This window comes from Clostridium sp., assembly GCF_034179595.1.
GTDB lineage: Bacteria > Bacillota > Clostridia > Clostridiales > Clostridiaceae > Clostridium.
On sequence record NZ_JAXFPT010000045.1, the window covers coordinates 116,161 to 139,920 of the forward strand.

Below are 23,760 nucleotides of genomic sequence, written 5' to 3' on the forward strand. Positions count from 1 at the left end.
TATTTATAATCTAAAACTTTTTATTGATAATTGTATATTTTTATTACCATTAAATTCATTTATCTCAGGATAATATAATATATCCATCTTAAAATTACAATATCCTGTATCTTGTAACTTTAAAAATTCATCTTCTGCATACTTTTCTTCAAATAATTCTTTGAAATAATCATATTTATTAAAATTAACCCCATCAATTGTTTTGCCATTATTCATCTTAATCTTAAATCTTAAAAACTTTTTATCTTTCCCCATAAAGATTACTCTATTTACTAAGACATCTTTAACTGCAAGCATAGGACTTCCATTTCCTTTTCCAAAAGGTCTCATATCATTTAATCTATCTACTAATTCAAAGTTAATATACTCAAGAGGAAGTGCAGCATCTATAATTATTTTTCTAGTTACATCATCTTCAGTTAATGTACAATTGTCATTTAATTTTTTCTTTAAAATAGGTAAATTTTCTTCTTTTACAGATAAGCCTGCAGCCATAGGATGCCCCCCAAACTTATAAATAAGTTCCTTACATTTACTTAATTCTTCAAACATATTGTACTCTTCTATAGATCTTCCTGAACCCTTTGGCATATCGCTTCCCTTTGTCATAACAATTGTAGGTAAATTATATTTTTCTCTTACTCTTCCTGCAACTATACCAGCTATACTTTCATGAATACTATCTTCATAGACAAAAATAACTTTTTCATCATCCTTTAAATCATTTTCTACTTTTTCTATTACCTTCTCTGTACTCTCTACAGTTAACTCTTGTCTTTTTTCATTTAACTCATTTAATTTTATTGCAAGTTCTTTAGCCCTTTCTTCATCTTCTGTAATTAAAAGTTCTAATGAAATATCTGCAATTTCTAGTCTTCCAGTAGCATTTATACATGGCCCTATAACAAATCCAAAATGATATTCAGATATTTCCTTGCCATCTATTTTTTTAACCTTTATTAATTCTTTAAGTCCTTTATTTTTAGTGCTATTTATAAGCTCTAAGCCTTTTTTTACTATTATTCTATTTTCATCTAAAAGATCTACAACATCACAAACAGTTGCAATAGATGCAAATTCTAATAATTCAAAGCTTTCTTTAATATCAATTTTAAATTCTTTATATAATATTTGAACAAATTTAAATGCAACTCCAGCACCACAAAGATTTTTAAAAGGATATATGCAGTCTTTTCTTTTTGGATTAATGATTGCATCTGCATTAGGCATTATTTCTGTTTTTATACCATCTTTCTCTACAAAAGGTATATCATGATGATCTGTTATAACAACAGAAAGTCCAATATCTTTTGCATATTGAACTTCATCAAAAGCCGCTATACCATTATCACAAGTTAATAAAACTTCAGCACCTTGATTTTTTAAGATTTTTATTCTTTCTAAATTCATACCATATCCTTCTGATTCTCTGTTTGGAATATGATAACTAAAATTAGCATTTAATCTTTTAAGTGCTTTATAAAAAATTGCAGTACTACAAACTCCATCACAATCATAATCGCCATATATTACTATCTTCTTCCCCTTTTCAATGGCATCTTTTATAATAGCTACACCTTTATTTAAATCTTTTAATAAAGAGCCATCATACATATCATTTATCGTACCATTTAGAAAAAGAGAAGCAGACTCTTTTTTAGAAATTCCTCTGTTTGCTAATAATCTTAATATAAGACTATTTTCTTTCATATACTTAGATAAACTTTGGAACTCTTCTTTCTTATTCCTTAAAAGCCACTTCTCTTTCATTTATTTCACCTTTCTAATTATTTAATTAATAAGTTATATAACATTCCTTCTCTTATTTCTTTTTCTTTTGGTGAATCTAATTCTTTAAGTAATGTATATGCAAATTCTAAAGCAGTTGCAGGTCCTCTACTTGTTATTATATTATTATTTACTACAACTAAATCTTCTTTATAATTAGCTCCTACTAAATCTTCTTCAAATCCTGGGTAAGATGTTATATTTTCTCCATTTATTATACCTGCCTTAGCTAATACAATTGGTGCTGCACATATAGCTGCAACCTTTTTATTGTTTTTAATACAATTTTGTATTAAATCTATAACTCTTTTATCATCTCTTAAATTTGTTGCACCTGGCATTCCTCCTGGAAGAACCACCATATCAATATCTTTGATATCATCTATTAAAATATCACTAATAACCTTTATGTTATGTGCACCTACAACTTCTTTATCTTTGATTGAAACCATATCACAATGTATATCAGCTCTTCTTAAAACATCAACTACAGTTAATGCTTCTATTTCTTCAAATCCATCTGCTAATAAAACAGCTACCTTTTTCATTATATCTATCTCCTTTTTAGTTATATTGAACTGATTCAATTTCATCATCTAAAGCTATCATCATTATATCAGTTCCTCTTCCTGCTCTATTTTGAAGCTTTATATCACTAACTTCTACTTCTTTAATAACTTTATTTAATGATGTTAGGATAAATTTATTATCTTTTTCTGAAGTTATTGCAAGTTCATCATCACTACTATTTAAAATATTCTTTGCATAAATAACTTCATCATTTTCTTTTAAACTTATTCCTGTAACACCTGATGCTATTTTTCCCATAGTATTTAAATTTGAACTTAAGAAACGTATTGCCATTCCTTTTTTCGTTATCATAACTATTTCACCATAGCTTAATGAATTTATCTCTATTGAAACTACTCTATCATCTTCATATTTTAATTTATAATATTGTGTTAAAGTAAATTCATTGCTAAACTCGCTTAAAATAGTTTTCTTAATTAAACCTTTTTTTGTTGTTGAATATAGTGCTAAATCTTCTTTATAATTCTTTAAAGAAATTATTTTAATTATCTTTTCATCTTTCATAATTCCGTCAACAACATCACTTATTTTAATTTCTTTATCTAAAACTGATTCTAAAATAAATGATTTAATCTTAACTAAATTACCTTTATCAGTAAACAGTAATATATCACTTAAATTGTCAGTATAAGCCTTCAAATTATCATTTTTACTTATTCTTGAAAATGCTTTTAATGTATTTTTATTTGTTACACCTATTGCAAATTCCTTATATTCTAATGAATCTTTATATTCACAATATATAACAGTATCTTTTGAAGAAATATTAAATAAAGAAGTACCTAGTATGTTCCTTGGTGTATCTTCAATTTGAGGTAACTCTAAGTTAAATTCTAATCCTAACTTTGTTTTAACCTTTAAGAATTCTTTATTTTCTTCACCATTTAATAATACTATGCTTATTACCTCTTCATTTTCTTTTAATTTTATAGCCTGCAATTTAGTATATGATGTTTTAAATTTATCTAAAGAACTCTTCTTTATAATTCCCTTATTTGTGATAAATTGAACATATTTATTAGGGCTTAATATCTGTTCTGACATAACATTAATTATTTTTTCTTCTTCTAGATTTATTTTTATTAATGTATCAATTTTTTCTCCCTTGTCTTTCCACTTACCTTCTGGAATATTTATACCTTTCATTTGATACATATTTCCTTTGTCAGTAAATAATAAGATATTTTCTGTAGTATTAGATTCAAATAAGAACTTAAGTTCATCGCCTTCTCTATATTCTATAGCATTAACATCTTGATTTGATCTAATGTAGTTTTTAGTTGGTATTCTCTTTATAAATCCATCATTAGATAATGTAACCATAACATCTTCTATTACTATAAGTTCTTCTACATCAATCTTAGCCTCACTATCATCTTCTATTATGTCAGTTTTTCTTGGGCTTTCAAACTTTTCAGTTACTTCTTCTAATTCGCTTTTAACTACCTTTAGAAGTTCTTTTTCTTCTGATAAGATTTTATTAAATTTCTTTATAAGCTTTTTAAGTTCATTGTATTCTTTTTTAAATACTTTAATTTCAAGGCCTGTCAATCTATAAAGCATAAGTTCTAGTATTGCACCTGCTTGAACTTCTGTAAACTCAAACTTACTTATTAAATTTTCTGATGCATCCTTTTTAGATTTAGAAGCTCTAATAGTTTCTATAACATCATCCATTATATCTATTGCTTTTATAAATCCTTCTACTATATGGAATCTTTTTTCTGCAATTTCAAGTTCTCTTTTAGTTCTTCTTGTAATTACATCCTTTTGATGATTAACATAATGATATATTATAGTTTTAAGTCCCATAGTTTGAGGTTTTCCATCTGCAAGAGCAACCATGTTAAAACTTATATTGCATTGAAGGTCCGTCTTTTTAAATAAATATTTTAAAACTTTAGCTACATCATTTTGATTAAATGATTTTTTAAATTCAATAACAGCTCTTATACCATTTCTATCAGATTCATCTCTTATATCTGTTATACCTTCTAAAACTTTAGCATGTTTTTTATCTGCTGTCATTTCTGAAATAGTTTGAAGAAGTTTTGATTTATTTCTTTTATAAGGGAATTCTGTAATTACAATTCCTAGTCTTCCATTTTCTAATGTTTCTATATTAGTTTTTGCTCTACACGTAACTTTTCCTTCTCCAGTTTCATAAGCTGATTTTAATGAATTTTTTCCAATAAGTACTCCACCAGTTGGCAGGTCCGGTCCTTTTATATGCTTCATTAATTCTTCTGTAGTTATCTCTGGATTATCAATATATGCTAAAACCCCTTTAGTTACTTCGCCTAAATTATGTGGTGGAATATTTGTTGCAAGTCCAACTGCTATACCAAAAGCTCCATTTACTAAAAGATTTGGATATCTACTTGGAAGCACTGTAGGTTCCATTTCACTATCTGAATAGTTAGGCACCATATCAACAGTATCTTTATCAATATCTCTTATCATTTCCATTGCTATTGGAGCAAGTCTAGCTTCTGTATATCTCATAGCTGCTGCTCCATCACCATCCATTGAACCCCAGTTTCCATGTCCATCTATAAGAAGTTCTCTAGTTGAAAAGTTTTGAGCTAAAATAACCATAGCATCATATACTGATGAATCTCCATGTGGATGGAATTTACCAAGTATATCCCCAACTATTCTTGCTGATTTATAATAAGGTCTATCTGGGAAAGCCTTTAAAAGGTATGCCCCGTAAAGTATTCTTCTATGAACTGGTTTAAGTCCATCTCTAACATCTGGAAGTGCTCTATCTTTTGCTACCTCTATTGCATAAGGAAGGTAGTTATCTGGCATTGCTTCCTCAAGTGGAATTCTTATTATATTTCTATCCACTGGTATATTACTAACTTTCTTAGCCATATTATTTACTCCATTTCTTTTTTAAAATTCTCCGTATTTATACATATATTTTCTTCTAGGTTCTACTATATCACCCATAAGAAGTGATACCATCTTTTCAGCTTTTGCTGCATCTTCTATTGTAACTTGAAGTAATGTTCTAGTTTCTGGATTAAGAGTTGTGTCCCAAAGTTGATCTGGATTCATCTCACCTAAACCTTTATATCTTTGAATTAATGCACCTTTTCCTATCTTTTTCTTAACTTCTTCAAGTTCATCATCAGAATAAGCATACTCACTCACTTCTTTTCCTTTAACCTTTTTATATACCTTATAAAGAGGAGGTTGTGCAAGATATAAATGTCCATTTGCTATAAGTGGTCTCATGTATCTATAAATATAAGTCATCCATAATGTTCTAATATGATATCCATCAACATCAGCATCACTCATTATTATTATCTTATTATATTTTAAATTTTCTTCGCTATAATTATCTAATGTACCTGTACCTATAGCTGTATTAAATATCTTAAGTTCTTCTGAGGCTAGTACATTTTCAAGCTTTTGTTTTTCAGTATTCATTATTTTACCCTTAGATGGCATTATGCTTTGGAATCTTCTATCCCTAGCTTGTTTAACTGAACCTCCAGCTGAATCTCCTTCTACAACAATAAATTCATTATATTGTTTATCTCTTCCAGTACAAACTGCAACCTTACCTGCAAGTGGCGCAGTTCCTTTACCAATCTTTTTCTTTTCAGCTTCATTTATTTTTTTAATTTTTTCTCTTCTTTGTGCTGCTGAAAGAGCATTATTTATAAGTTTAGTTGCAAGTTCTTTATTATCTTCTATCCATTCTCCAAGCTTAATATATGCTAATTCATTCATCATAGTATATGCTTCATTATTACCAAGCTTAGTCTTTGTTTGTCCTTCAAAAACTGGAGTTGAAATTTTAATTCTAACGATTGCAGTCATACCTTCTCTTAAATCGTCTCCTTCAAATTCCTTATCCTTTTCTTTTACAAGTCCAAGTTTTCTTGCCCATTCCTTAAAAGCTCTTGTCATACCTGTTTTAAATCCTGTTTCATGAGTACCAGCTTCAGTTGTTGGAATATTATTTACATAACTTGCTATATTATCAGTAGTTGAATCTGTAAATTGAATACACACTTCGCCTGACATAGCTATTCCACCTATTTCTTTATCTCCTTCAAATAAAATAGGATCTTTATGAAGTGGAGTTTTACTTTCATTTAAATATTCTATAAAGTCTAAAAGTCCTCTTTCAGAATAGTATTCTTTTTTTATCTGTTCATCTTTTCTATCATCAATAAATTCAAGTTTCATACCTTTATTTTGGAATGCTAATTCTTGAAGTCTTTCATCTATTATGTCAAATTTAAAATCAGTACTTGAAAATACATCTTTATCTGGTAAAAAAGTTACCTTAGTACCAGTACTTTTTGATTTACCAACTATCTCAAGTGGTGTTACAGGTGTTCCTGGCATGTCTTTTTTAAGTTCTTTATCATAAGCATATTCAAATCTTTGTCTATACTTATTTCCATTTTGATTTACCTCTACTTCTACCCACTTTGAAAGAGCATTTACTACAGCAGCTCCAACACCATGAAGCCCTCCTGATGTTTTATAATTTTTATTATTAAATTTACCACCAGTGTGAAGTTCTGTATAAACCATTTCCACCCCACTTTTTTTCTTAATAGGGTGAATTCCTGTTGGTATACCTCTTCCATCATCTATTATAGTTACACTTTTATCTTTATTTAAAATAACAGTAGCCTTGCTACCATATCCATTTGAAATTTCATCTATTGAATTATCAAGTATTTCCCAAACACAATGATGTAAGCCCTTACTTCCAGTAGATCCAATATACATACCTGGTCTAATTCTAACAGGCTCTAGCTTTTCTAACGAAGTTAAATCCGTAACATCATATGACATATTATTTTCTTTTACCATGTTTTCCTCCACTTTAAGTATATTTTTCTTTTAATTATTTCATAAACTCTTTTATACTATCATTACCATTTATATATTCTTTTATTAATACTTAATTTCTATTCTATCATAATTTCTTAAAATAAAAAGAGAAATCGTACATACGTTTGCGCGATTTCTCTTTTAACTTTAAAGTTATAAATAATAGTAATTTTATTATTTTGATAATACTTCTAATACTTTATCATAATCTGGATTATCACTTACTTCCTTGCAATATTCTACATAAATAACTTTATTGTTTTCATCTACAACAAATACTGCTCTAGCTAATAATCCAACTTCTTCTATATATACACCGTAATTTTCTCCAAAATTTCTATCTTTGTAATCTGAAAGTGTTATTACATTTTCTACATCATTAGTTCCACACCATCTTGCTTGTGCAAATGGTAAGTCAACTGATACTACATATATAGTAGTATCTCCAAACTTTGTAGCTTCTTCATTAAATCTTTTAACTTCCATATCACATACTGGAGTATCTAATGATGGTACAGATAAAAATACTCTCTTACCTTTTGTATCTTTTAATGTAACTGGATTTAATCCATTATCTACTAAAACAAAATCTGGTGCTTCTTGTCCAACTCTAACTTCTGCACCTCTAAGTGTTACTTTTTCTCCATTTAATGTTATATTCATTTTAACCACTCCTCAAATATAAATATTAATTAATAAATATTTTTATTTACTATTCTCTCTCCTTTTACACTTATATTTTATCCTTTTAAGAATTAAATTCAATAGATTTTATTTAAATATTTTATTAATATAATATTGTAATTCCCTTTAAAAGCATTTTTATTCATATAAATTTTAAGATAATAAAAAAGGCTTAGTTTATAGCAACATATCTATAAACTAAGCTCTTATCTATAATTTTATAAATCACATATTTCAACGTTTCTTACGTGTTTAGTGTGACTCCATTCTTTATTATTTTTATTTAATATACCTTGAATTGTAATTGGAATCCAAGTTAATGTATATAATCCATATAATAAGAATCTAATAAATAATATTAATCCATCTTTTCCTAAACATATAAATGTAACTAATAGCATAAGTAAATTAAATGCACATGTTGCTATTATAAAGCCATATGTATTGTCTATTTTAGATGATAATATAGGTAATATAAATACATTTAATGAATATATACATGTTATAGCAAAGAAGCCTTTTGAAACTTTTTTCTCAAGTTCTAATACTAATGGCGTAATTAAAAATTGACATAATATAAATACTTTCCAACCAACATTATTAAATACATCACTTATAATAAATATATTAGAAACTCCTAAATATCCTTGTATTAAAGTAAGTAGTGTTGATATACCAAGCATTATTGTAACAAATGGTTGCATTACATATATAGCACCATCAAACATATACCATTTTCTTTCCTTTATTGAAGCCTTTACAAGCTTAAAGAAATATCTTGATGCAACATCAGCAAATCCTTGCATCCATCTTTTTCTTTGTGCCCAAGATTGCTTTAATGTTAATGGTTTTTCATCAAATATTCTTGCATCATGCGCCCAGCCAACTTTTTCTCCATTAGCGATAAGCTTACAAGTAAATTCTAAATCTTCTGTAAGGCAAGTTGCACCCCATCCTAATTCTTGTAGCATTTTTGTATCAATTGCAAATCCTGTTCCACCTAATTGATTCGAGAATCCAACATTATTTCTTGCTAATTGGAACATTCTATTTTGTGACCAAAAGGCTATTGAATAAGCTGTAGCTATCCAAGAATCATTTGGATTTTTACTATCAATATATCCTTGTACAACTTTATATCCTTCTAACATTTTAGAATTTATTTCTTTTAAGAAATCTTCATGTACTAAGTTATCTGCATCAAATATACAGATAGCATCATAATTTTCTTTCATTTTGAAAAGTTTATCAAACATCCATTCAAGAGCGTAACCTTTACCTCTTTTTTCTTTATTAAAACGCTCAAAAACTTTTACTCCATAACCTCTAGATATTTCTGCAGTTTTATCTGTGCAGTTATCTGCTATTATGAAAACGTCGTATAATTCCTTTGGATAATTAAGTTTTTGCATACTCTCAATGAGCTTACCTATAACAACTTCCTCATTATGAGCTGCTACTATCATTGCAAATTTCTTAGTTGGTGTATAATTTTTCTTCTCTTTTCTTCTAAATAATCCGAAGAAAGCTAGTATTAAATAATACATAGTTATAAAGAATACGAAAAATTGAAATACTGCCGTTATGGCATAAATTACTTTTCCCATTAAATTCACTCCTAATGACAAATGGAAATTTTTCCCCATTCATTTTCTATTTTCTTTAAAGTACATCCTTTTAAATATAATTCAACATAGTGTAAAAATCAAGTCTATAAAAATTAAAAATATTTAAGATTTTCTCGTATACTTGCTTTTTATATATTACAAACTTTAAATTTCATTAATTAAAAAAGTAGACTCCTTAGAGTCTACTTTTCCCATTTTTATCTTAAACTATACCTTGAGCCATCATTGCATCAGCAACTTTTAAGAAACCTGCAATATTTGCACCCATTAATATATTTCCTTCTTCTCCATATTCTTTTGCAGCTTCACTTGAATTTTTATATATAGCTACCATTATATCTTTAAGTTTATCTAAAACTTCTGTTTCACTCCATGATAATCTCATACTATTTTGAGACATCTCAAGTGCTGAACAAGCAACTCCACCAGCATTTGCAGCTTTTGCAGGTCCAAACATAACATTATTTTTTTGTAATAATTCTACAGCATCAAGTGTTGAAGGCATATTTGCACCCTCTGATACAGCTATTACTCCATTTTTAATAAGAATTTCTGCTGATTCTTTGTTTAATTCTCCTTGAGTTGCACAAGGTAATGCTATATCACATTTTATTTTCCATATATTTTTGCATCCTTCTTCATACTTAGCAGTATTTACAAAATTTAAGTATTCTTTAATTCTTCCTCTTTTAACTTCTTTTATTTCCTTAACTACATCTAAATTAATTCCATTTTCATCATATATATATCCATTAGAATCACTAAGTGCTACAACCTTTGCTCCAAGTTCTGTTGCTTTTTCAGCTGCATATATAGCAACATTTCCAGATCCTGATATAACTACAGTTTTATCTTTAAAGCTGATTCCATTATCATTAAGCATCTCTTCAGTAAAGAATACTAATCCATAACCTGTTGCTTCTTTTCTTCCAAGACTTCCTCCATAAGTTAAACCCTTTCCAGTTAAAACGCCTTGTTCACTTAAGTTTCTTATCTTTTTATAATATCCATATAAATATCCTATTTCTCTAGCTCCAACACCTATATCTCCAGCTGGAACATCTATATCACTTCCTATGTGTCTAGAAAGCTCTGCCATAAAGCTTTGGCAAAATCTCATAACTTCATTATCTGATTTTCCTTTAGGATCAAAATCTGATCCACCTTTTCCTCCACCTATTGGTAATCCAGTAAGTGAATTTTTAAATATTTGCTCAAATCCTAAAAACTTTATAATGCTTTGATTTACTGATGGATGGAATCTAAGACCTCCCTTATATGGTCCTATAGCACTATTAAATTGAATTCTAAAACCTCTATTTACTCTAACATTTCCATTATCATCAACCCAAGGTACTCTAAAGAATATTTGTCTTTCAGGTTCAACTATTCTTTCTAATATACCATTTTCTATAAATTCAGGATTTTTATCAAAAACAGGTACTAATGAATTTAATACTTCTGTTACTGCATCTAAGAACTCCTCTTCTCCTTTGTTTCTTAATCTTACTTGTTCTAACACATTTTCAACATATTTTTTCCCATTCATAATCAATCTCTCCTTCATCTATAAATATATACTATATTTTACCATAAAATATAAATATTTTTAATGTTTAAAATATTTTTCTAAAATAAATTTTAATTTATTTTGCATGTATTTAAGATATTTTATTAAAACTAATAATAGAACTATTTAGTTAAATATTTTATTTAGGAGATATAAAAATGAAAATCGGTTATGCTTGCACACCACTTAAAATTCCAAGTAAAACAACAAAATCATTTATTATAAAAAATTATTCTGAAGATCTACTTATAAATTGCATATCTTCTAATTTAAAGAGTCTAATAGATATTTTAAATTATAATATTTCTAATGAAATCTTTTTATTTAGAATTAGCTCAGACATAGTCCCTTTTGCAAGTCATGAAATAAATACTTTTAATTGGGAAAAATATTTTAAAGATGATTTCTACAAAATAGGTAATTTAATAAAAAAAAATTCAATTAGGGTATCTATGCATCCTGGGCAATATACTGTTTTAAATAGCCAAAATAAAGATATAGTTTCTAAATCAATCAAGGATTTAGAATATCACTGCAAATTTTTAGATAATTTAAATTTAAATTCAACTAATAAGATTATTCTACATGTTGGAGGAGTATATAATAATAAAGAATTAGCAATAGATAACTTTATTAATAATTATAATTCCCTTTCTAAAAACATTAAAGACAGGCTAGTAATCGAAAATGATGAAAAAAATTATACTATAAATGATTTACTATATATAAGCGAAAAATGCTCTATTCCAATAATATACGATAATTTACATTATTCCTGTTATGAAGGTCATTTAGGAGACAATCATTCAATATTAAACTCCATAAAAAAAACTTGGAATAATGATGATGGACTTATTAAAGTTCATTATAGCGAACAAAATGAAACTAAAAAAAAGGGATCTCATTCTAGCACTATATCATGTGACAAATTTTTAAATTATATAAACTCTTTAGGTGATTTAGATATAGATATAATGACTGAAGTTAAGGATAAGGATTTTTCTGCAATAAAATGCATAAATATATTAAATGAATTAAAAGGTATATTGACAGAAAATGCTAAGCTTAAAGAATTAGAAGATTATAAATATTATCTTAAAGAAAAAGGAGACTATGTATTTGAAAAATCTAAAGATATCTTATATTCTGAAGGAATAATAGAATTTTATAAATTTATAGATAAGTTCATCTATAAAGAGCCAGAATTAGAGTTTATTAAAAAAACACTTAAAGAAGTTTATTTGAAATTAGAAGATAATCTAAATAAAAGTGAAATAAATCATTTCTTCAAATTATTTAACGATAATAAATATCAAAAAGCTAAAGAATATTTATATAAAGTATCATTTAAAAAAAATCTATATAAAGAACTTTCTATGTATTATTTTTATAATTAAAAGGAGAATATATATTCTCCTTTTAATTTAATCAGCTATTTCTTTTATTATATTATCTAGTATCTTACTTTTCATTCCTTTTGAGTATAAATATATAGGTATAGTTATAACTATGCCTCCAATTGTACCACAAATAATATCAAGCATTGTATCATTTAGCCCATTTTGAGCTGTTAAATTAAATAAATTATCCGTAGTAAATTCCCATATTTCCCATATACCAGCACATGCTACAGAAAACATTGTAGTAAATAAAACCATAGCAAACTTTTTTATATCTTTATTTTTATTAGGATTAAATAGATATACATATACTGCAAAACCAATTATCCCTATAAGCAATCCTGATGATAAATGAAGCATCTTATCATAATTAGCTATTGAATAAAAATTTAAAACATTAGCTAAATACATAGAGAAAAATATAAATATCACAATTGCTGTATATATAATTTTAGATCTTTTTAAAAACGTAAACTTACAAAATAGTTTTAATGCTAATAATGTTATAAAGGTCAATAATATTCTAGGTGATTTTTCTCCACCTCTATAAATTTCATCCCATATAAAAGTAATTATTAATAATATAAAAAATAAATAAGTTATAATAGAATCATAAGATAATCTTTTCATAATTTCTCCTATATTAAAATTTATTTTTAGAATTATAAAGTGGTATTGATATTATAAATCCTCCTAAGAATCCTCCTATATGACCTAAGTTATCTATACTTTGAGAAGTTAATCCTATATACAGATTTAATAATATTACTGCTATTATATTACCTAAAACACCTTTTTGTAAATGTTCCTTTTCTTTTAATGCAAACCATAAAAAAGCTCCAAGTATACCAAATATAGCTCCTGATGCTCCAACTGATATCGTAGTAGGATCCAATATATAACCTAATAAGCTTGAAGTTATACTAGAAAATAAATATATTCCTAAATACTTTTTCCATCCATATATTCTTTCAATAACCGTACCTATAACAAATAATGAATACATATTAAATGCTATATGAATAATTCCACCATGTAAAAATGCACAAGTTATAAACCTCCAAACCTGCCCCTTATTTATTAAATAGTTCACCTTTGCCCCAAAATCAACTAAAACAGTTGTATTTATATCTAATATACTTCTAGATGCTATAGCTGTAATTATAAAAACAATAATATTTATTAAAATAAGTATGCTAGTTACAGGATAATATTTAAAATTATCAAATACTTTTTTATTGTTAATAGTGCCTTTTTTTATGTTATGCTTTTTTATTATTTCCAAACAATTTTTTAAAGGAATACAACTCTCGTCACAATGTATAAATTCATCATTTTTCATATCATAAACTAATTTATTTTTATTAATATTTTTATCTTCAATATAATCACCATTAACAAGTACAATATTATTTAATAAAAATCTTTCTCCTAAGGTGCTTAAATATTTAAACGCTTCATCATAATCAACATCTTCACTTGAATCATCTGATACTATAACAGCATATATACCTTCATCTAGTCTATTAATAGCAATCCATTTATTTTCTTTATGAAAATTACTATAATATTGATTCATATAAAAACCTTGAGTATTTGAAAGGAACTCATAAATTTTTTGACTAAATTCCATTATATTTCCTCCATAATCTTTAATTTTAAATACATTATAGAAAATTTACTTAATCTTTTCAAAAGTAATATTTAATAATAAATAAAAAATCAACCTAAAACCTAAATCTTAGGCTTTAGATTGATATAAATAAATTATATAGTTTCTTCTAACATATCTAAAAGCTCATTGAATCTATTAATTGTAGCTTCTAAAGGCTTTGATGTAGTCATATCTACTCCAGAATTCTTTAATATGTTTATAGGATAATCACTTCCACCACTCTTTAAGAATAATTTATACTTTTCTACAGCATTTTCTTCTTTATTTAATATAGAATTTGCAAATGCTGATGCAGCTGCATATCCAGTTGCATATTGATATACATAAAAATCTGAATAAAAATGTGGTATCCTTGCCCATTCCATATCAATATCTTCATCTACAATCATATCATCTCCAAAGTATTTAACATTTAATTCATGCCATTTCTTTGAATATTCTGAAGCTGTAAGTGGGTTTCCATTTTCTATGCTTTCATGAGTATATAGTTCAAATTCTGCAAACATAAGCTGTCTAAATACTGTTGTTCTTATTTGTTCAAGTTCTTGATTTATTAAATATAATTTTCTCTTCTTATCTGTTTCTTTATCTATTAAATAATGAATAAGTAAAGCTTCATTAGTTGTTGATGCAACTTCTGCACAGAATAATGTGTATCCTGCATAAAAATATGGTTGAGTTTTTCTTGAGTAATATGAATGAATTGAATGTCCCATTTCATGAACTAACGTAGATACATCATTTAATTCATAATTATAATTTAATAAGACATAAGGCATTGTATCATAACATCCCCAAGAATATGCTCCTCCTTTTTTACCTTTATTTTGATATTTATCTATCCATCCAGAATTTATTCCTTCTTTAAATATATCAAGATATTCATCTCCTAAAGGTTTAAGACCTTCTAATGCAAGCTTTACTCCTTCATCAAATTCTATATGATCTTTTTCTATTTCTATAACTGGAACATATAAATCATACATATGCATTTCTTCAAGACCTAACATCTTCTTTTTAAGTGAAACATATCTATGAAGAGATTTTAGATTTTTATCTATAGTATTTAGAGCTTCTTTATAAACTTCAGTTGGAATATTATTAGGTTTTAGGGAAGCTTCTAAACAAGATTTATATTTTCTTACCTTTGCATCAAAAGAAAAATTCTTAATTGATGAACTTAAAGTTGTTGCAAAAGTATTTTTTAACTTACCATATTCAGAAAATAAAGTTTTAAACGCTTCTTTTCTTACTTCTCTATTTTTTGATTTTATAAATGAAGAATAATTACCTTCAGTTAATTCTACTAAATTTCCATTTTCATCTTTAATCTTAGGGAAAGTCATATCAGCATTGCTAAGCATACTTTGAATTGAAGATGGGGCACTTAAACAATCTGAAACTTGAGCCATTAATTCTTCCATTTCTTGAGTTAATACATGATCTTTTTCTTTTAATATGTCTTTAAATATAAATTCATATTTTTTAAGCTCATCTATTTTTTCTATAGCTTCATTTATATAATCTTCTCCTAAGGATAATATTTCTGGTACAAAATACGCAGAATAACTTGAAAACTCTGCCATATAGCTATCTATTTTACTCATTCTAGCTTGATTTTCGTTATTAGTTGTATCTTCATCACTCTTTAAATGAGCATATACATATAACTTTTCAGCTAAACGTGAATTTTTTTCTGTTTCTTTTAAGTATTCTAAGATAACTTTAGGATCATTTAATTTTCCTCTAAATTCTACTATCTTTGGAGCATCTTCTTTAAGCTTTTCAAAATCTTTTTCCCACTTATCATTTGATGAATAAATCTTTTCAATTTTCCATTTATCTTCTTTTTTTATTTCATCTCTATTTTTTAAAATATTTTCAGCCATATAACCTTTTTCCTCCTTTTAATAAATAATCTTTTAAATTATATTAATAGGCGAAGCCTTAGCTTCACCTATTTAAAAATTTATTTTATTATATATTTTTATTATATGCTTTTATTAAATTTTCTAAACTTCTTCCTTATACTCTTCTTCTTTTCCTTCTATGTTTTTAAATACATTTTCCATTTCAGTCTTTATTAATGCAATTATTTTATCTAACTTTTCTTGCATATTGCTATATTCATCATCATAATCAAATTTTATTATAAATGTAGGATTATATTCTTCTAAATCTTCTTCTAATTCATATCCATTTTCCTTAAATACATCTTGGTTAAATAAATCATATATTGCTGAATATTCCCATTCTTCTACATCTTTGTTTGTATCAAAGTATAAATTAACAATTCCATCTTCTACAAAAAACTTTCTTACAAATAAAGCTCCTTCATCTACATTAAAGCTTCCTAATTCTTTTGAAACAAAACCTGTTTCTTTATCTTTTTCCATTAAAACTAAACTTGAAAAATCCATATTAATCTTCCTTCCTAACTGTTAAAATTCTTCAATTGCTTTTATTATAAACCATACTTACTATTTTATGAAATATTAAATATAATATTCTTTACTTATTGTAAATATATGGTAATATCTTATTATAAAATATTTTAAGGAGCAATATTATGGGTAGGAGTGCAAAAAGATATAAAAATGATAATATTAATAGGAAGAAACTTTTTTTAATAAATCAAAAAAAGCGAAGAAGATTAACTATTTTTATGGCTATTTCAATAACAATATCATCTATACTTATTTCTCAAAAAATAATTATGTACAATAATTGCAAAGAAATATCAAGTGCTGTTGAATACCTTATGACAAAAAATGTAGATAACGCGCTTCTTAGAGTTCAAACTATAGAACTTAAATTTTCAGATGGAGAAACAGCAGTTGTTGAAGCATTTGGATTATCTAAAGAAAAACCTCACCAATCTACTAATGTTGAATGTCACTTAAGAAAAAAGAATAATCTTTGGAAGTTAGAAAATTCTTATATACTAAGATAAATATTCTTGCAAATCATTTGCATAAAAGTGTATAATAAAGGGTAATTATTTTTAGGAGATGATAATTTGATTAATATAAATAATCTAACATTTTCTTATACAAATAAGCCACCTTATCTTATAGAAAATGTTAATTTAAATATACCAAGAGGTGTTTATCTTTCTATAGTTGGAGAAAATGGATCTGCAAAAACTACCCTTTTAAAATTAATACTTGGTTTATTAAAACCCACATCTGGTAATATAACTATAGATGCAAAAGGAATTGCATACGTACCCCAAAAACTTGAAAGTTTTAACTCTCAATTCCCTATTTCTGTGTATGAAATACTTAAAACACATGGTAATTCTATAGGAATTAAAAATAAAAATGAAATAAAGAAAGCTTTAGAAGAAGTAAATATGTTAGATTTTACAAATAAATTAATAGGAAGTTTATCTGGTGGTCAACAGCAAAGAGTATTTATCGCAAGAGCTCTTATGGGAAATCCTGAACTTATAATCTTAGATGAACCTTCAACTGGTGTTGACTTTAAAAATCAACTTTCAATTTATAGTTTGCTTCATAAATTAAACAAAGAAAATGGTAAAACTATAATTTCCGTAGAACATAACATTGAGCTTGCATTAAAATACTCAACTCATATATTACATGTTGTAGCTGGTGTTCCTACATTATATACTAGAGATGAGTATATAAATTATAAAGCTTCACTTGATAAAAAAATACTTAATTTATAAATATAGAAAGGTGTTAATACTTTATGTTCGAATTAGATTTCATGCGTAATGCCTTTATTGCAGGAGGAATTATATCAATCTTATGTCCTTTTATAGGGCTTTTTCTAATACTTAGAAGATACTCAATGATTGGAGATACTTTATCTCACTCTTCTTTTGCTGGAGTTGCAATAGGGCTAGTTATAGGGGTTAATCCTATGATAACCGCTTTTTTATTTACTACATTTTGTGCACTTATAATTGAATTTTTAAGAGGCTATTATAAGCGTTACGCAGAACTTGTAATGTCAATTGTACTTACATTAAGTTTAGGTATTGCAATAGTACTGATAAGTAGTGGAAAAGCCTCTGCAAATGTCAATTCATTTTTATTTGGTAGCATACTTACAGTTACAAAGCAAGATATAACTTTAATATTATCAACTGGTATCATTTGTTTATTAATTCTTATATTTATTTATAATAAGCTTGTATATATAACATTTGATGAAGAAGGTGCAAAAACAACTGGAATAAGAGTAAAATTAATAAATTATATTTTCACAATTTTAATTGGTGCAACTATATCAATGTCTATACGTATAATGGGTATACTTGTTATATCATCAATAATTGTAGTTCCAGTAGCAACTGCTATCCAACTAAATAAGAATTTCAACAAAACTCTTATTTTTTCAATAATTTTTGGATTTATAGATATAATGCTTGGTTTAACATTATCTTATTATGCTAATAGTGCACCAGGTGGAACAATAGCACTTGTTTCTGTTTTCACACTAATTATCACCATAATATTTAAAAACTTTTTATCTAAATAAATTAAACATCTCAAATCTATTTTTGAGATGTTTTTTTGCATGCTTCACATATTCCTTTTATTTCTATATTATGTTCTGTTAAAGTAAATCCAGTTTGTCTTTTAATAAGCTCTTCTATTTGTCCTATAGGACATGGCATTTCAACTTCTTTATGACAAATATCACACTCTAATAAATGTTTATGATTAGCCTTATGAAGCTTATATGATGCTACTCCGTCTTCAAGTAAATATTTATCTATTATACTATTATCATAAAAAGAATCTAAAGTTCTATATACAGTACTTAAATTTATATTTATATTATCTTCTCTGCAAATATCAAATATCTCTTCAGCAGTCATCCCCTCTTTTTTCTGCATAAGTATCATCAAAATTTTTATTCTAGCTTTTGTTACTTTCATATTTTTATCTTTTAATATATTTTGAATATCCATTATATACTCCCACTTCTATACTCTAAAAGAATCTTTATAATAATTTTAACACTTATTATTATAAGTTCAAATAAGTTAAAAGAAAATCATCTTTAGTGCCATAATGATTAATATAATCCCACCTAAAAAACTAGCATACCTTTCTATAAAGTCTAACTTTTTAATATAATCACTAACCACAAAGCCTATATAACATATTATAAACGTTATAAGCCCAACAAATACAGAATTAATAAATAATGCTAACATAGAAATTTTACTCATAAGTGTAAAGCCAATTACTAATGCATCAATACTAACCGATATTCCTAAAAATATACTCATTCCTTTTTTTAATAAAACTGAGTCTTCTTTTTGCTTTAAAGTATCTATTATCATTATAATACCTATAACTCCTACTACTATTCCTCCAAGCGATTGTGGAATACTAATAAAATTTCTAAATACAATTCCAATAAATCCCCCTAAAAATATAAAAAGAAATTGAAAAAAACCAAATGAAATCATATATGTAAATTTCACTCTTCTTTTTATATTAGGTAACACTCCAATACTAAGTGTAACTCCTAAAGCATCCATAGCTAATGCTATTGCAAGTAATATTAATGTTATTATTTTCATACTTTAAACCTTTCACCCAAATACTTTACTATTATTATTATTATTAGTAGTAGTAAATTCCACAATTTATTCGTATAATTTTTTTTATAAAAAAGCTTTATTTTATTAGTTTTTTGATGTATAGTATTAAACAGAGTAGATTAAATTTAAATAGTATATCACATATACTAAATATATGTTGTTCTAAAGGAGAATGTTTATGTCAAATTGTATTATTGCACAATCAGGTGGACCAACTTCAGTAATTAATTCTAGTGTTGTTGGTTTGATTAAAGCAAACGAAGAATTAAAGCTATATGATAAGGTCTATGGTGGTCTAAATGGAATAGAAGGTATCTTAAATAAAAAAATAATTGATTTATCCGCTAAATCTGAAGAGGAATTAAATACATTCACATACACTCCTTCATCTGGATTAGGCTCTTGTAGATATAAGTTAAAACCACTTGAAGAGTCAACTGAAGAGTATGATAAATTATTAAATATTTTATCAGAATTAAATATTGAAGCATTTTTCTATATAGGTGGAAATGATTCAATGGATACAACAGCTAAGTTATCAAAATATGCAAAGGAAAATGGATTAAATATAAAATTTATAGGTATTCCTAAAACTATAGATAATGACTTAATGTACACTGACCATACACCAGGGTTTGGAAGTGCTGCAAAATTCATTGCAACATCAGTACTTGAAACTTATTTAGATTCATCCGTTTATACTAATAATGGAATATTTATAATTGAAACAATGGGTAGAGATACAGGTTGGCTTGCAGCTTCTGCTTGTTGTGCTAAAATAAATGGAAAACAAGTAGCTGATTTTATATACTTACCTGAAAGAGCTTTTGATACAGAAAAGTTTTTAAAGGATGTTAAAGAAAAGTTTGAAGAGCAAAATCAAGTTTACATAGTTGCATCTGAAGGTTTAAGAACTGCAGATGGCAAATTTTTAACTGAACTTGACTGTGTATCACAAGATACATTTGGACATGTTCAATTAGGTGGTGTAAGCCAGTACTTAAGAAGCTTAATATTAAATTCTGGAATAACAAATAGAGTTAAAGCTTTAGAACTTGGTGTACTTCAAAGATGTGCTATGCACTGTGCATCAAATATAGATATTGAAGAAGCTTATCTTGCAGGTTATGAAGCCTTAAAATATGCTAAAGATAATAAAAACGGTTCTATGGTTGCTATAAAAAGAGAAGGAAATCATCCTTACAAAACATCATTCTTTGAAGTTGATGCTTCAAAAATAGCAAATAACGTAAAATATTTCCCAACAGAATGGATCAATGAAGAAGGAAATAATGTAACTTTAGAAGCTTATGAGTACTTCTCTCCTCTTTTTGAAGGAACTCCTTCTTTATGCTTTGAAAATAATCTTCCAAAGTATAAAGTTTTTAATAAATAATATATAACCAAAAGAAAACAAGCACAACTATATAGTTGTGCTTTTATTCATATACATAAAGAAGTGGACATAATACAAAATCACATATAAATATCCATGCTATAGCAGATATTACTTTAATAAAATAATTACACGGTGCTACAATTATTATAGCAATTACTAAAATCATTAATGATGTGCCTAATAATTTTGACATTTTATTTGCTTTTAATTTCTTAGTGCAATATGGACATCTTATAGTATTTAAATCTTTTTGCTTTAATAAATATTTAAATGGTATTTCTCTATTGCAATAAATACATTTTCTCATATTCACCTAAAATCACCCTAATAATTATTTAACCTTTCTATATTTTTTTGATATATACTCGATTTCATTTAATAATTCATTAATTTCTTCTATAGTATTGTAAGGCGATAAACTAACCCTTACCATGCCATACATTCTCTTTGTATGATCATATAAATACTTCTCTGCTTCTATTTCATCTATTCCCATAAGCCTTCTACAATAAGGATGCGCACAAAACCACCCATGTCTTACAGATATTCCTCTCTCCATTGCTAAAATCGTTGCTACATCTTTATGATACATTCCATCAATATTAAAAACCATAATTCCTAATCTATCATCAATATTTTTTGTGTCAGCATAAGTAATAACATTAGGTATTTTCTTTATTTCATCATTTAATATATTAAAAAGTTTCTTTTCTCTCGATATTAAATAATCAAATCCTATTTCATTAAGCTCTTTTAATGATTTTATCATAGATAATACTCCAAAAAAGTTTGGTGTTCCTGCTTCATCTTTTTCAGGAGAATCTAAGTATTTAGCATCCCAATCTTTTACTAGCTCTACAGTTCCCCCACCTTGCTTGTCTGGAATCTTTAGATTAAAATCTTCTTTTTTCCCGATTATAGCCCCACTTCCAAATGGTGCATATAATTTATGCGCTGAAAAAACAAGAAAATCTATATTCTCATCAATATTATTCCCAGATATATCAATTTTTATATGTGGAACTAGTTGAGCACCATCTACTACTATTTTTGCTCCATGATTATGAGCTAATTTACTTATTTTATGAATATCATTAATATATCCTGTAACATTAGATGCACCAGTTATGCTTAAAATCTTTACTCTTCCATTATATTGATTCAATTTTTCATTTAAAGAATAATAATCTAATCTACCATTTTTATCAACCTCAACATAATCAACTATTCCATTAGCTCTCCAAGGCAAATCATTAGAATGATGCTCCATCCTTGTTGTTAATACAATATCATTTTTACAGATAAGTGTTCGTGCTATTTTATTTATTCCATCAGTTGTATTGTTAACAAATATTGTTGTGTACTCACTATTATTCTTGATGTTAAAAAAATTTAATAAATATTCTCTTGCACCATTATATAAATTTGTTGTAAAAGCTGCTTTTTGACCTGTCCCTCTTCCAACAGATGCATAATAATTACTCATTAATTCTATATATTCCACTACACTTTTTAATGGAGGTGTTGTTGCAGCATTATCAAAATTAATTTGGCAAACTTCTCTACCATCACATAATCTAATTTTTGCATTTATACCAAGCAGCCTATCTCTTAATATGTTTTTATTTATATCCATTTCATTATCCCCCCCACTTTTTAATATATTAATATTAATAACTATGGTTCTAATTATTACTGTAATTACGTTATAGTTCTATACACTTCATATTTTGAATAATTATTAAAGTAACAAAACCGTTTATTTATCATACATTTAATATATAGTATTCTTTGGAGGTATAAAATGAAACCAGATAAAAAATATATGTCTATGACTGATGAAGAAAATGAATTTGAGCCTTTTGAGGTGCCTAATCCTTATAATAATCTTAACGGATGGGCTCCTATAATTAATATCGATAATATTAACACAGATAGTTTAAATAACTATATATCTTCTAAAGTCCCATACTCATTAGGAAGCCAAATAAATTTATCAGATGAAAATATTGATGATAATTTAAGATCTTCATCAGAACTTTATTCATATAATAATACATCTAGAACATCCTATAATTATTATAATGACGATGTTCCAACACCAACTGATATATTAAGAGAATTTGATATGGATTTAGATGAAAATGAACTTTTAGATTCATACACAGTTTACAGAAAAGATTGTAATCCAGAACAAATCTTCCAAAAGATTCGTGTAAATAACCCTTTAATTTTAAGAACTATGGATTCATATAAAATTCCATTTCCAATAGCTAAAACATTAATAAAGCGTATTATAACTTTAACTAATAATTATTGTAATAATAGGGAGTAGGTGAAATTTAATGTTCATACTAAAAGAAAGTCTTCCTGATTTAAATGGGAAAATAAGATTTTTACATGCAGTTCCTGGTGCTCCTTCAGTAGATATATATGCTGATGGAACCTTACTTGCTTCTAATTGTAAATTTGGAGAATTAACTGATTATATAGAACTTGCGTCTAGTAATTATTCTATAGAAATTTATAAAGCAGGAACATATGATACAGCATTATTTAATAG

Annotated in this window: 22 protein-coding genes; 7 read left to right on the top strand and 15 right to left on the bottom strand. The window is 26.6% G+C overall.

All coding sequences use genetic code 11. The annotated features are described in order from the left end of the window. Window positions 1-3 precede the first annotated feature (3 nt). The 7 genes from recJ to gdhA form a co-directional block, all read right to left on the bottom strand. Complete coding sequence (gene recJ, locus SPJ33_RS05365; RefSeq protein ID WP_321116940.1) at window positions 4-1,770, bottom strand: single-stranded-DNA-specific exonuclease RecJ; 1,767 nt, start codon at window positions 1,768-1,770, stop codon at window positions 4-6. Window positions 1,771-1,787: 17 nt separating this feature from the next. Then, entirely contained in the window at window positions 1,788-2,336 is a 549-nt protein-coding gene (locus SPJ33_RS05370) for a DJ-1 family glyoxalase III (protein ID WP_321116941.1), read from the bottom strand. A gap of 16 nt (window positions 2,337-2,352) precedes the next feature. Further along, on the bottom strand, window positions 2,353-5,259 hold the full coding sequence (locus SPJ33_RS05375; protein WP_321116942.1) for a DNA topoisomerase IV subunit A: 2,907 nt from the start codon (window positions 5,257-5,259) through the stop codon (window positions 2,353-2,355). A 21-nt stretch (window positions 5,260-5,280) separates the two neighbouring features. After that, a complete protein-coding gene (locus tag SPJ33_RS05380; RefSeq protein WP_321116943.1) occupies window positions 5,281-7,230 on the bottom strand; it encodes a DNA topoisomerase IV subunit B in 1,950 nt (649 codons plus the stop codon). Between the two features lie 195 nt (window positions 7,231-7,425). Then, window positions 7,426-7,914, bottom strand: a complete 489-nt coding sequence (gene tpx, locus SPJ33_RS05385) for a thiol peroxidase (RefSeq protein WP_321116944.1) — start codon at window positions 7,912-7,914, stop codon at window positions 7,426-7,428. Between the two features lie 239 nt (window positions 7,915-8,153). Then, window positions 8,154-9,542 carry a glycosyltransferase family 2 protein gene (locus SPJ33_RS05390; protein WP_321116945.1) on the bottom strand — a complete coding sequence of 463 codons (1,389 nt, stop codon included), beginning with the start codon at window positions 9,540-9,542 and terminating at the stop codon, window positions 8,154-8,156. Window positions 9,543-9,765: 223 nt separating this feature from the next. Next, a complete protein-coding gene (gene gdhA, locus SPJ33_RS05395) occupies window positions 9,766-11,112 on the bottom strand; it encodes an NADP-specific glutamate dehydrogenase (RefSeq protein ID WP_321116946.1) in 1,347 nt (448 codons plus the stop codon). Window positions 11,113-11,291: 179 nt separating this feature from the next. Between gdhA and uvsE the strand changes: the two genes are divergently transcribed. After that, window positions 11,292-12,530, top strand: coding sequence for a UV DNA damage repair endonuclease UvsE (uvsE, locus tag SPJ33_RS05400; protein ID WP_321116947.1), 1,239 nt, complete (start codon window positions 11,292-11,294; stop codon window positions 12,528-12,530). A 27-nt stretch (window positions 12,531-12,557) separates the two neighbouring features. Here uvsE and SPJ33_RS05405 read toward each other — a convergent pair whose 3' ends face one another. From SPJ33_RS05405 to SPJ33_RS05420, 4 genes are all read right to left on the bottom strand, one after another. Then, window positions 12,558-13,163 (bottom strand): hypothetical protein, encoded by a 606-nt coding sequence (locus SPJ33_RS05405; protein ID WP_321116948.1) that lies wholly within the window; start codon window positions 13,161-13,163, stop codon window positions 12,558-12,560. 13 nt (window positions 13,164-13,176) lie between these two features. Next, complete coding sequence (locus tag SPJ33_RS05410; protein WP_321116949.1) at window positions 13,177-14,166, bottom strand: rhomboid family intramembrane serine protease; 990 nt, start codon at window positions 14,164-14,166, stop codon at window positions 13,177-13,179. Between the two features lie 134 nt (window positions 14,167-14,300). Further along, on the bottom strand, window positions 14,301-16,097 hold the full coding sequence (gene pepF, locus SPJ33_RS05415) for an oligoendopeptidase F (protein ID WP_321116950.1): 1,797 nt from the start codon (window positions 16,095-16,097) through the stop codon (window positions 14,301-14,303). Between the two features lie 123 nt (window positions 16,098-16,220). After that, window positions 16,221-16,628 (bottom strand): DUF6762 family protein, encoded by a 408-nt coding sequence (locus SPJ33_RS05420; RefSeq protein ID WP_321116951.1) that lies wholly within the window; start codon window positions 16,626-16,628, stop codon window positions 16,221-16,223. 149 nt (window positions 16,629-16,777) lie between these two features. Between SPJ33_RS05420 and SPJ33_RS05425 the strand changes: the two genes are divergently transcribed. From SPJ33_RS05425 to SPJ33_RS05435, 3 genes are all read left to right on the top strand, one after another. Beyond that, on the top strand, window positions 16,778-17,161 hold the full coding sequence (locus SPJ33_RS05425; protein WP_321116952.1) for a hypothetical protein: 384 nt from the start codon (window positions 16,778-16,780) through the stop codon (window positions 17,159-17,161). A 66-nt stretch (window positions 17,162-17,227) separates the two neighbouring features. Further along, on the top strand, window positions 17,228-17,902 hold the full coding sequence (locus tag SPJ33_RS05430) for a metal ABC transporter ATP-binding protein (RefSeq protein WP_321116953.1): 675 nt from the start codon (window positions 17,228-17,230) through the stop codon (window positions 17,900-17,902). Window positions 17,903-17,925: 23 nt separating this feature from the next. Continuing rightward, on the top strand, window positions 17,926-18,720 hold the full coding sequence (locus SPJ33_RS05435) for a metal ABC transporter permease (RefSeq protein WP_321116954.1): 795 nt from the start codon (window positions 17,926-17,928) through the stop codon (window positions 18,718-18,720). Window positions 18,721-18,736: 16 nt separating this feature from the next. Here the strand turns inward: SPJ33_RS05435 and SPJ33_RS05440 are convergent, their stop codons facing one another. Together SPJ33_RS05440 and SPJ33_RS05445 are read right to left on the bottom strand one after the other, a co-directional pair. Then, window positions 18,737-19,156 (bottom strand): Fur family transcriptional regulator, encoded by a 420-nt coding sequence (locus SPJ33_RS05440; protein WP_321116955.1) that lies wholly within the window; start codon window positions 19,154-19,156, stop codon window positions 18,737-18,739. Between the two features lie 75 nt (window positions 19,157-19,231). Next, window positions 19,232-19,777 carry a manganese efflux pump MntP family protein gene (locus SPJ33_RS05445; RefSeq protein WP_321116956.1) on the bottom strand — a complete coding sequence of 182 codons (546 nt, stop codon included), beginning with the start codon at window positions 19,775-19,777 and terminating at the stop codon, window positions 19,232-19,234. Between the two features lie 199 nt (window positions 19,778-19,976). Here SPJ33_RS05445 and SPJ33_RS05450 point away from each other — a divergent pair, with 199 nt between their 5' ends. Continuing rightward, on the top strand, window positions 19,977-21,194 hold the full coding sequence (locus SPJ33_RS05450) for a 6-phosphofructokinase (protein ID WP_321116957.1): 1,218 nt from the start codon (window positions 19,977-19,979) through the stop codon (window positions 21,192-21,194). A 43-nt stretch (window positions 21,195-21,237) separates the two neighbouring features. Here the strand turns inward: SPJ33_RS05450 and SPJ33_RS05455 are convergent, their stop codons facing one another. Beyond that, the gene (locus tag SPJ33_RS05455; RefSeq protein WP_321116958.1) at window positions 21,238-21,510 is read right to left on the bottom strand and encodes a hypothetical protein; all 273 of its coding nucleotides are present in this window, start codon (window positions 21,508-21,510) and stop codon (window positions 21,238-21,240) included. An 18-nt stretch (window positions 21,511-21,528) separates the two neighbouring features. Further along, window positions 21,529-22,833, bottom strand: a complete 1,305-nt coding sequence (locus tag SPJ33_RS05460) for an aminotransferase class V-fold PLP-dependent enzyme (RefSeq protein ID WP_321116959.1) — start codon at window positions 22,831-22,833, stop codon at window positions 21,529-21,531. 168 nt (window positions 22,834-23,001) lie between these two features. Between SPJ33_RS05460 and SPJ33_RS05465 the strand changes: the two genes are divergently transcribed. Both SPJ33_RS05465 and SPJ33_RS05470 read left to right on the top strand, forming a co-directional pair. Continuing rightward, a complete protein-coding gene (locus tag SPJ33_RS05465) occupies window positions 23,002-23,532 on the top strand; it encodes a hypothetical protein (RefSeq protein ID WP_321116960.1) in 531 nt (176 codons plus the stop codon). 10 nt (window positions 23,533-23,542) lie between these two features. After that, the coding region (locus tag SPJ33_RS05470) for a DUF4397 domain-containing protein (protein WP_321116961.1) at window positions 23,543-23,760 on the top strand (218 nt) is incomplete at its 3' end.

Bases quoted from the DNA above. Each gene is read 5' to 3' on its own strand.
- recJ (WP_321116940.1), bottom strand. From the start codon at position 1,770: ATGAAAGAGAAGTGGCTTTTAAGGAATAAGAAAGAAGAGTTCCAAAGT.
- SPJ33_RS05370 (WP_321116941.1), bottom strand. From the start codon at position 2,336: ATGAAAAAGGTAGCTGTTTTATTAGCAGATGGATTTGAAGAAATAGAA.
- SPJ33_RS05375 (WP_321116942.1), bottom strand. From the start codon at position 5,259: ATGGCTAAGAAAGTTAGTAATATACCAGTGGATAGAAATATAATAAGA.
- SPJ33_RS05380 (WP_321116943.1), bottom strand. From the start codon at position 7,230: ATGGTAAAAGAAAATAATATGTCATATGATGTTACGGATTTAACTTCG.
- tpx (WP_321116944.1), bottom strand. From the start codon at position 7,914: ATGAATATAACATTAAATGGAGAAAAAGTAACACTTAGAGGTGCAGAA.
- SPJ33_RS05390 (WP_321116945.1), bottom strand. From the start codon at position 9,542: ATGGGAAAAGTAATTTATGCCATAACGGCAGTATTTCAATTTTTCGTA.
- gdhA (WP_321116946.1), bottom strand. From the start codon at position 11,112: ATGAATGGGAAAAAATATGTTGAAAATGTGTTAGAACAAGTAAGATTA.
- uvsE (WP_321116947.1), top strand. From the start codon at position 11,292: ATGAAAATCGGTTATGCTTGCACACCACTTAAAATTCCAAGTAAAACA.
- SPJ33_RS05405 (WP_321116948.1), bottom strand. From the start codon at position 13,163: ATGAAAAGATTATCTTATGATTCTATTATAACTTATTTATTTTTTATA.
- SPJ33_RS05410 (WP_321116949.1), bottom strand. From the start codon at position 14,166: ATGGAATTTAGTCAAAAAATTTATGAGTTCCTTTCAAATACTCAAGGT.
- pepF (WP_321116950.1), bottom strand. From the start codon at position 16,097: ATGGCTGAAAATATTTTAAAAAATAGAGATGAAATAAAAAAAGAAGAT.
- SPJ33_RS05420 (WP_321116951.1), bottom strand. From the start codon at position 16,628: ATGGATTTTTCAAGTTTAGTTTTAATGGAAAAAGATAAAGAAACAGGT.
- SPJ33_RS05425 (WP_321116952.1), top strand. From the start codon at position 16,778: ATGGGTAGGAGTGCAAAAAGATATAAAAATGATAATATTAATAGGAAG.
- SPJ33_RS05435 (WP_321116954.1), top strand. From the start codon at position 17,926: ATGTTCGAATTAGATTTCATGCGTAATGCCTTTATTGCAGGAGGAATT.
- SPJ33_RS05440 (WP_321116955.1), bottom strand. From the start codon at position 19,156: ATGGATATTCAAAATATATTAAAAGATAAAAATATGAAAGTAACAAAA.
- SPJ33_RS05445 (WP_321116956.1), bottom strand. From the start codon at position 19,777: ATGAAAATAATAACATTAATATTACTTGCAATAGCATTAGCTATGGAT.
- SPJ33_RS05450 (WP_321116957.1), top strand. From the start codon at position 19,977: ATGTCAAATTGTATTATTGCACAATCAGGTGGACCAACTTCAGTAATT.
- SPJ33_RS05460 (WP_321116959.1), bottom strand. From the start codon at position 22,833: ATGGATATAAATAAAAACATATTAAGAGATAGGCTGCTTGGTATAAAT.
- SPJ33_RS05465 (WP_321116960.1), top strand. From the start codon at position 23,002: ATGAAACCAGATAAAAAATATATGTCTATGACTGATGAAGAAAATGAA.